9 protein-coding genes and 1 pseudogene are annotated in these 8,267 nt (G+C 62.5%); 5 read left to right on the top strand and 5 right to left on the bottom strand.

Annotation, left to right across the window (positions count from 1 at the left end; all coding sequences use genetic code 11):
- Positions 1-213 precede the first annotated feature (213 nt).
- On the bottom strand, positions 214-1,383 hold the full coding sequence (pobA, locus tag FE851_RS20860) for a 4-hydroxybenzoate 3-monooxygenase (protein ID WP_186378945.1): 1,170 nt from the start codon (positions 1,381-1,383) through the stop codon (positions 214-216).
- Positions 1,384-1,588: 205 nt separating this feature from the next.
- Between pobA and FE851_RS20855 the strand changes: the two genes are divergently transcribed.
- The 5 genes and pseudogenes from FE851_RS20855 (at position 1,589) to FE851_RS20835 (ending at position 4,728) form a co-directional block, all read left to right on the top strand.
- The gene (locus FE851_RS20855; RefSeq protein WP_145206590.1) at positions 1,589-2,149 is read left to right on the top strand and encodes a DUF3237 domain-containing protein; all 561 of its coding nucleotides are present in this window, start codon (positions 1,589-1,591) and stop codon (positions 2,147-2,149) included.
- Positions 2,150-2,165: 16 nt separating this feature from the next.
- Complete coding sequence (locus FE851_RS20850) at positions 2,166-3,473, top strand: MFS transporter (protein WP_017181932.1); 1,308 nt, start codon at positions 2,166-2,168, stop codon at positions 3,471-3,473.
- Positions 3,474-3,484: 11 nt separating this feature from the next.
- A pseudogene (locus FE851_RS27365) lies at positions 3,485-3,601 on the top strand (AraC family transcriptional regulator); the annotation flags it as partial.
- A gap of 145 nt (positions 3,602-3,746) precedes the next feature.
- Positions 3,747-4,469, top strand: coding sequence for a helix-turn-helix domain-containing protein (locus FE851_RS20840; RefSeq protein WP_315850628.1), 723 nt, complete (start codon positions 3,747-3,749; stop codon positions 4,467-4,469).
- 31 nt (positions 4,470-4,500) lie between these two features.
- Positions 4,501-4,728, top strand: coding sequence for a hypothetical protein (locus FE851_RS20835; RefSeq protein ID WP_145206589.1), 228 nt, complete (start codon positions 4,501-4,503; stop codon positions 4,726-4,728).
- 63 nt (positions 4,729-4,791) lie between these two features.
- Here FE851_RS20835 and FE851_RS20830 read toward each other — a convergent pair whose 3' ends face one another.
- The 4 genes from FE851_RS20830 to FE851_RS20815 all read right to left on the bottom strand — a co-directional run bounded on the left by FE851_RS20830 (position 4,792) and on the right by FE851_RS20815 (position 8,196).
- On the bottom strand, positions 4,792-5,730 hold the full coding sequence (locus tag FE851_RS20830) for a Gfo/Idh/MocA family oxidoreductase (RefSeq protein WP_017181929.1): 939 nt from the start codon (positions 5,728-5,730) through the stop codon (positions 4,792-4,794).
- Between the two features lie 92 nt (positions 5,731-5,822).
- On the bottom strand, positions 5,823-6,719 hold the full coding sequence (locus FE851_RS20825) for a class III extradiol dioxygenase subunit beta (protein ID WP_145206588.1): 897 nt from the start codon (positions 6,717-6,719) through the stop codon (positions 5,823-5,825).
- Entirely contained in the window at positions 6,719-7,174 is a 456-nt protein-coding gene (gene ligA, locus FE851_RS20820) for a protocatechuate 4,5-dioxygenase subunit alpha (RefSeq protein ID WP_017181927.1), read from the bottom strand. The genes FE851_RS20825 and ligA overlap by 1 nt, the downstream gene beginning before the upstream one ends.
- Entirely contained in the window at positions 7,171-8,196 is a 1,026-nt protein-coding gene (locus FE851_RS20815; RefSeq protein WP_130754798.1) for an amidohydrolase family protein, read from the bottom strand. Before FE851_RS20815 ends, ligA begins: the two co-directional genes overlap by 4 nt.
- Between the last annotated feature and the right edge of the window lie 71 nt (positions 8,197-8,267).

The following is an 8,267-nucleotide window of genomic DNA, read 5'->3' as shown; positions in this document are numbered from 1 at the left end:
GAAAAGCCCTCTAGGTAACACCGCAGATTCGGTCAACTGCGAAAATGGCCTGAGCGCGATTTTTTGTTGAGATCGTTCACGGAAATGACGCCAAAACCCGTCAAACATCGGGGTTTGCACGCGCTGCCAATGCAAATGGCGCAGGCAGCTTTTTTGCCGCCTGCGCTATTTGCCACTGCCCGATCCTGGCAGAAACAGCGAATCATCCAGCGCCTATAGCGGCAACCCGACATAATTTTCGGCGATCGTCGTCTGCGCCGCCACTGACGAGGCGATATAGTCCAGATCGGCAAGCTGCATCCGCCGGTCGAAGGCATCATTGTCCGGAAAGCGGTGCATCAACCGGGTGAGTTGCCAGGAGAAACGCTCCGCCTTCCACACGCGCGCCAGCGCCTTGTCGGAATAGCCCGCCACCCCATCGGCGTCGCCGCGCCTGAAATAGCCGATCAGTGCCTGTGACAGATAATGAACGTCGGACGCCGCGAGGTTCAGCCCCTTCGCGCCGGTCGGCGGCACAATGTGTGCGCTGTCGCCCGCCAGCATCAGGCGTCCGTACCGCATCGGCTCGAACACGAAAGACCGTAGCGGCGCGATCGATTTTTCCAGCGCGGGGCCACGCACCATCTGCGCCGCCGCCTCCGGCCCCAGCCGGATCGCCAGTTCGTCCCATAGCCGCTCGTCGGACCAGTCCTCGACCTTCTCGTCCAGCGCCACCTGCACATAATAGCGGCTGCGTGTTTCCGACCGCATCGACGCCAGCGCAAAACCGCGTTCGTGATTGGCGTAGATCAGCTCATGATTGCAGGGGGGAACATCCGCCAATATGCCCAACCAACCGAACGGATAGACCTTTTCATAAGCCGTCGCGACCGACGCCGGGATCGCCTTGCGCGAGGGGCCATGGAAACCGTCGCATCCGCCCAGAAACTGCGCGTCGATCCGATGGGTTGCGCCATCCTTGCTATAGGTCAGGTAGGGCGCATCGCTATCGACATCATGCAGGGCGACATCGCCTGCATCATAGATGATCTCCAGCCCGCGCTCGGGCGCGGCCTCCATCAGGTCGCGGGTGATCTCGGTCTGACCATAGACCATCACCTGCTTGCCGGTCAGCGCCGCGACATCGATGCGGATCAACCGTTCACCATCAGCCAGGTGAAAGCCGTCATGCGGCAGGCCTTCGGCATGCATCCGCGCGCCCAGCCCCAACTGGTCCATCAGGTCGGTCATCGTGCGCTCCAGCACGCCAGCCCTGATCCGACCCAGCACATAGTCGGGCGCAGCCCGCTCGACGATGACGGTTTCGATCCCTTCAGCCCTCAACAAATGGCCCAGCAACAGTCCCGCCGGGCCTGCACCGATGATCGCAACCTGGGTTTTCATGAAAAGCCTCTCCAACCGATACGGATTTGCGTCCATCATGCCCATTTGGCGGCCACCAGCACAGGGGCGGAGCAACCATATATATGGACGATGCAACAGCTTTTGCGGCGAACAATGCAGCGACTTGACCGACATGTTGCATTACCGCATGAGATTTCGTCAGGATCGATAATGGACGATCCGCCATAGAGTGGAGAGGAGAGACATGGCCGATACCCTGCCCCGCCGCACGTTGCTCAAGGCCATGCCGGGTTTCGCGCTTGCCGGTGCAGCCACCCCGGCCATGGCGGTACCTTCCGACGCACTGGCTACGCCGCCGCTCACCCTTGCCATGCGGCTGCGCGTGCTGATCGGCACGCCGCAGGAACTTGGAACGGTCGATGGTGTGCGCAAGCGCGTCATTCCCATTACCGGCGGCAGCGTGGATGGCCCGCGCCTGACCGGCAAAATCCTGCCCGGCGGCGCAGACTGGCAGTCCATCCGCCCGGATGGGACCGCCGACATTCTCGCCCGCTATTCCATCGAGGCCAGCGACGGCGCTATCCTGTCGATCGTCAATCCGGGCTATCGCCATGGGCCCGCCCCGGTGCTGGCCCGGATCGCAGCGGGCGAGATAGTCGACCCTGCCCTCTATTATTTTCGCACCACCCCCCGGTTCGAGGTGGCGAGCGATGGTCCGCACGCATGGCTTGGCCGCACGGTCTTTCTCTGCACCGCGGCGCGCTATAGAGACCATGTGCGGCTCGATATTTTCGCGGTTGGCTAAAAATAAAGGATTGAGGATGGCGGAACAGGCAACGGACCTCCGGCGGCAACTGGACGAAGCGCCGATGGGGCGGCTTCAGATCATTGCGATCATATTGTGTGTTCTGCTCAATGCGCTGGACGGGTTCGATGTGCTGGCCATCAGCTTCGCGTCGCCCGGCATCGCGAAGGAATGGGGTGTCGATCGCGCTGCGCTTGGCCTCGTCCTCTCGATGGAACTGATCGGCATGGCGGTCGGATCGGTCCTGCTCGGCAATGTTGCCGACCGGATCGGACGACGCCCGACCATTATCTTCTGCCTCATCGTCATGGCGCTCGGCATGGGCGCGGCGACGCAGGCGTGGGACGTCATTTCGCTCTCGATCATTCGTCTGGCCACGGGCCTTGGCATTGGCGGGATGCTCGCCTGCACCAATGCGATGGTCGCCGAACTCGCCAATGCCCGCGCGCGCAGCCTGGCTGTCGCCATCATGGCGGCGGGCTATCCGGCGGGGGCGATCCTGGGTGGATCGGTCGCCTCCCAATTACTGGTCGCGGGCAATTGGCGCGACATCTTCCTGCTGGGCGGCATCGCCACGGCCCTCTTCCTGCCGTTCATCTGGTTCCTGCTGCCCGAATCGATCGGCTTCCTGCTGCAAAAGCGCCCCGCCAACGCCTTGTCGCGGATCAATGATGCGCTCGGCCGACTGGGCCAGCCGCTGATCAATGCCCTGCCCCCGGTTGATGCCGGCGCGCCCAAAGCCTCTTTCGCCGCGCTGTTCGCACCGGGCCTGGCGCGCACCACCATCCTGCTGACGCTGGCCTATTTCTGCCATATCATGACCTTCTATTTCATCCTGAAATGGGTGCCCAAGATTGTCGTGGACATGGGCTATGCGCCTTCGGCCGCGGGCGGCGTGCTGGTATGGGCCAATGTCGGCGGCCTGCTTGGCGCCTTGCTGCTGAGCGCGCTCAGCTGGCGGATCGCGATCCGGCCGCTCGTCATCATCGCCATGGTCGCCTCGACCTGTCTCGTTACCCTTTTCGGTCAGGAGCAGACGACGCTGCCGGGGCTCAGCCTGATTGCCGCCGCCGCCGGTTTCTGCACCAATGGCGCGGTCGTCGGCCTTTACGCGCTGGTTGCCCAATCCTTCCCGACCGCCGTGCGCGCCGGGGGGACCGGCATTGTCATCGGCGTCGGCAGAGGCGGCGCGGCGCTGGGCCCCATATTGGCAGGCTTGCTGTTCAGCCTCGATGTCAGCCTGCCCTGGGTTGCGTTCGCCATGGCGCTTGGATCGCTGATTGGCGCAGGCCTGCTCATCCCGCTGCGTCCCCGTCCCGCCTGACGCGGCCGCGCATGTCGGTCGATCCGGTCCCCAGCTTCTACCTTTATGGCGAACCGCAGCGCAGCGTGGCGGAAGGGTTCGTCCATGTCGAAAGTCTGGACGACCGATCCCGCCCCAGCGAATGGACGATCCGCCCGCACGTCCATCGTGATCTCCACCATATCATCCTGATCGCGCGGGGCGGTGGCGCGATGCAGGCCCTGTCTCTTATACACATCTAGATGTGTATAAGAGACAGCGATCCGCCCGCACGTCCATCGTGATCTCCACCATATCATCCTGATCGCGCGGGGCGGTGGCGCGATGCAGGCCGAAGCCCACGAATTCCGGTTCGAGGCGCCCTGCCTGTTGCTGGTCCCGGCGGGGATCGTCCACGGTTTCACCTGGCATCGCGAATCGAGCGGCCATGTCACCACCATCGCGGCGGCCTATCTGCGCCATCTTGTCGCCCGCGACGCCGATCTCGCGCCGCTCTTTGCCCATCCCCACGCGGTCATGCTGCCACAGGCGGAGCGCGACGCGGCCGAAGCCGCGATCGCGCGGATGGCGCAGGAACTGGGCTGGTCCGGCCCCGGCCAGCGCGCTGCGGTCGAATCCGCCCTGCTGCACCTCATGGTCCTGGCGCTGCGCCACGCTGCCCTCACCCAACAGGCGCAGCCCGGCACCCCGCGTCAGGCAGCGCTCGTCGCGCGGTTGCGCGAACGGATCGAACGGCGCTTCCGCCAGCGCGAGCCGGTATCGGAGCATGCCCGCGCGCTGGGCGTCAGCCTTACCGCCTTGCGGCATGCCTGCGCGCGCGTCGCAGGCACATCGCCTGCCCAGATGCTCGATGACCGCGCCTTGCTGGAGGCACGCCGCCTGCTGCTTTATTCGCAAATGTCGGTGGCAGAGATAGCCTATGCCACAGGCTTTGAAGACCCAGCCTATTTCTCTCGCTTCTTCGCCCGCCATATCGGCCAACCGCCCCGTGTCTGGCGCGCTGCCAGAGGCGGTTGAACCCGCCCGCCCCCGGCCCTATGCGTGGCGCATGACCGTGGACAAGCTGACCGACCTGCTCGTGGCGAAATTGCTGCGCGACCATGGCAAGAGCAAACATCATTGGCGCACGCTGATCGGCCCGATCCGCCTCTACAGCCGCGCCACCCACCCCCATTGCAATTGGTCGGTCACGCCCGCCGGCCCCTTTGCCGATGTCGCCCGGCTCGAAACCCTGCTCGACGAACTCAGGCTGGCGCATCCTTTCGTCACCGCCTGACACACGGAAAAGGCGCGGTCGGTTTCCCGCCGCGCCTTTCTTGCGACCCCGAAGGGATCTCCACTATACCAGTTGCTGCTCCAGCTCGCCCAGCACACGATAGCAATCGAACACCTTTGCAACGCTCGAATTGGGTTCGCGGCCTTCACGGATCGCGCTGATGAATTCGCGGTCCTGTAATTCGATGCCGTTCATCGACACAGCGACGTTGCTGACGTCGATCGGCTCTTCCTTGCCGTTCACCAGATCGTCGTAGCGCGCGATATAGGTGCCAGTGTCGCCGATATAGCGGAAGAAGGTGCCGAGCGGCCCGTCATTGTTGAACGACAATGACAGGGTGCAGATGGCCCCGCTTTCGCTCTTCAACTGGATCGACATGTCCATCGCAATGCCCAGTTCCGGGTGGATCGGTCCCTGCATCGCATGGGCGGACACGATCTTGCCCGCCTGATAGGCAAACAGATCGACCGTGTGCGCGGCATGGTGCCACAACAGATGGTCGGTCCAGGACCGCGCCTCACCCTTGGCATTGATATTCTTGCGGCGGAAGAAATAGGTCTGCACATCCATCTGCTGGATGTTCAGCTCACCTGCCGTGATGAGGTTATGGACATATTGGTGGCTGGGATTGAACCGCCGCGTATGGCCAACCATGCAGGTCAGCCCGGTTTCCTTTTGCTTGGCCAGCACCGCCTGCGCATCGGCCCAGCTGTCGGCCAGCGGAATTTCGACCTGGACATGCTTGCCTGCATCCATGCAGGCAATGGCCTGCGCCGCATGCATTTGCGTCGGCGTGCACAGGATCACCGCGTCGACATCATCGCGGGCCAATGTGTCCGCAAGATCGGTGGTCGCATGACCAATGCCATATTTGTCGGCAATCGCCTGGGTCGCGTCCAGACGGCGCCCGACCAGCGACGTCACGCTCACGCCATCGATATTCTTCAGGCCATCCAGATGCTTTTCGCCAAAGGCGCCCGCACCAGCCAGGGCAATACGCATGGAAAACTACTCCATAATAAGCCCCTCCCTTTCAAGGGAGGGGGAAGGGGTGGGTGCGAGCGACGCGAGCCTGCACCCATCTTGAAGGGGGTTTACTCCGCCGCGATCGCGCTCACCGTGTCGCTTCCGGTCATGTCCAGCCCCTCGCCATTGTCGGGGCGCAACACCATATGGCCGATCGCGGTGTTGGAGCAGGGCACATGATAGTGGCGGTGCAACGCGCGGGTTTTCTTTCCCAGTGCGCCGCGCATAACCAGCCACATCACCATCTCGATGCCTTCGCTGCCGGTCTCGCGCAGATATTCGATGTGCGGGATCCGACGCAGATGGTCGCTGTCACCGATCAGGCCGTCCAGGAACATATTGTCCCATTCCTTGTTGATCAGCCCGGCGCGCGGCCCCTGCAACTGGTGGCTCATGCCGCCCGTGCCCCATATCTGCACGTTCAGATTTTCCGGGAAGCTGTCGACCGCCTTGGCGATCGCCTCGCCCAGCGCCCAGCAGCGATTGCCCGACGGCGGCGGATAGGTGACGACATTGACGGCCAGCGGCACGACCTTGCACGGCCAGGCGTCGGGCTTGCCGAACATCATGGACAACGGCACGGTCAGGCCATGGTCGACATCCATCTCGTTGATGATGGTCATGTCGAATTCGTCCAGCACCAGGCTCTGCGCAATATGCCAGGCCAGGTCAGGATGCCCCTCGACGTCGGGCACCGGGCGCGGACCCCAGCCCTCGTCCGCCGATTTATAGCGTTCGCCGCAACCAATGGCGAAGGTCGGGATGATCTTCATGTCAAAGGCGGACGCATGGTCGTTATAGACCAGGATGATGACATCGGGCTTTTCCGCCTTCTCCCATTCCCGCGTCCAGTCATAACCGGCAAAGATCGGCCCGAAATAATCGTCGCGATCCTTATCGAAATCGGACGCCACGCCCAGCAGCGGCACGTGGCTCGACGCCACACCAGCAGTTATCCGCGCCATTATCTGGCTCCTTCGTTGGTTTCGCCGCTCGACGCGGCGTTGGCCCTGATCGACCGCACGCCCTCTGGCGACCGGCCACCGTTCATCATCATTTCGCGATATTCGGGAAAGCTCATGTCGGTCATGGTGCTGACCGCTTCGGCGAACGGAATTCCGTCGGTCGAAAACAGCTTGGCCAGGAAATAGACATTGCCACCCAGGTCCAGGCAGCGATTATAGTCACGCGCCAGCAGGGCTTCCTTCTGTTCCTCGTTCAGCGGCCATTCGTCCAGATAGGCACGCTCGTCGGCCTTGAACCTTGCGCGATTCTCATCCTTCATCAGGCTCATCGCAAACTGGTTCATATGATATCCCTTGCGGGCGCGCGCCGCCGTATAGACGCGCGTGCCCGGAATATCCTCGAACTCGGCAAGATATTCGTGAATATCCTGATGCTTGGGATCTTCGGTGATCATAGTCCCCTCTCCTTCAATTTGGCGTCAAGCCGGGGAAAGACGCGACGGGCATTGCCCTCGAAAATGGCGGCGCGCTCGGCATCGCTGATGTCCAGCGCGTCGACATAGCGTTTGGTGTCGTCGAAATATTGGCCGGTGGTCGGATCGATCCCGCGCACCGCGCCCACCATTTCAGACCCGAACAGGATGTTCTTGTTGTCGATCACGTCGGCCAGCAGGTCGATGCCTGGCTGATGATAAACGCAGGTGTCGAAAAAGATGTTGTTCATCAGATGGGTCGACAGATCGGGCTTTTTCAGCATGTCGGCCAATCCGCGATACCGCCCCCAATGATAGGGCACCGCGCCACCACCATGCGGGATGATGAAGCGCAGCGTTGGGAAATCCTTGAACAGATCGCCCTCCAGCAACTGCATGAAGGCAATCGTGTCCGCCGCGATATAATAGCCGCCAGTCGCGTGCATCGCCGGGTTGCAGCTGCCCGACACATGGATCATCGCCGGAACGTCCAGCTCGACCATCTTCTCGTAAAAGGGATACCAATATTTGTCGGTGAGCGGCGGATGGGTGAAATGTCCGCCGCCCGGATCGGGATTGAGGTTGCAGCCGATAAAGCCCAACTGCGTGACGCACCGCTCCAGTTCCGCGATGCTGTTGCTCATGTCCGCCTTGGGCGACTGGGGCAACATGCATACGCCGACGAAGGTTTCGGGGAACATCGCCACCACCCGCGCGATCAGGTCGTTGCAGCGGATCGCCCATTCCTTCGCCATCGCCTCATCGCCCACATGCGGAGCCATGGCCGACGCGCGCGGCGAAAAGATCGTCAGGTCCGCGCCGCGCTCCTTGATCAGGCGCAACTGGTTCGCCTCGATCGTCTCGCGAATTTCCGCGTCGCTAATCTCCGGATAGGACGGACACGGCGTCCCGGCCTTGAACGCGGCCTTCTGCTCTTCGCGCCAGGCGTCATGCCCTTTGGGCAACACCGTATAATGGCCATGGCAATCGATAATCAGGCTCATCCGCGCTTGTCTCCAACTATCCTATCCAACGCCCCTCCCCTTTTTCCCGCGCTCCCGCGAAGGCGGTCGCC

The sequence above is a fragment of the Sphingobium sp. B2 genome (assembly GCF_007693735.1).
Classification (GTDB): domain Bacteria; phylum Pseudomonadota; class Alphaproteobacteria; order Sphingomonadales; family Sphingomonadaceae; genus Sphingobium; species Sphingobium xenophagum.
The sequence above is the reverse complement of the archived record's forward strand: the minus strand, read 5'-3'. Positions and strand labels throughout refer to the sequence as shown.

Coding starts and splice junctions, on each gene's coding strand:
- pobA (WP_186378945.1), bottom strand. CDS start 1,383: ATGAAAACCCAGGTTGCGATCATCGGTGCAGGCCCGGCGGGACTGTTG.
- FE851_RS20855 (WP_145206590.1), top strand. CDS start 1,589: ATGGCCGATACCCTGCCCCGCCGCACGTTGCTCAAGGCCATGCCGGGT.
- FE851_RS20850 (WP_017181932.1), top strand. CDS start 2,166: ATGGCGGAACAGGCAACGGACCTCCGGCGGCAACTGGACGAAGCGCCG.
- FE851_RS20835 (WP_145206589.1), top strand. CDS start 4,501: ATGACCGTGGACAAGCTGACCGACCTGCTCGTGGCGAAATTGCTGCGC.
- FE851_RS20830 (WP_017181929.1), bottom strand. CDS start 5,730: ATGCGTATTGCCCTGGCTGGTGCGGGCGCCTTTGGCGAAAAGCATCTG.
- FE851_RS20825 (WP_145206588.1), bottom strand. CDS start 6,719: ATGGCGCGGATAACTGCTGGTGTGGCGTCGAGCCACGTGCCGCTGCTG.
- ligA (WP_017181927.1), bottom strand. CDS start 7,174: ATGATCACCGAAGATCCCAAGCATCAGGATATTCACGAATATCTTGCC.
- FE851_RS20815 (WP_130754798.1), bottom strand. CDS start 8,196: ATGAGCCTGATTATCGATTGCCATGGCCATTATACGGTGTTGCCCAAA.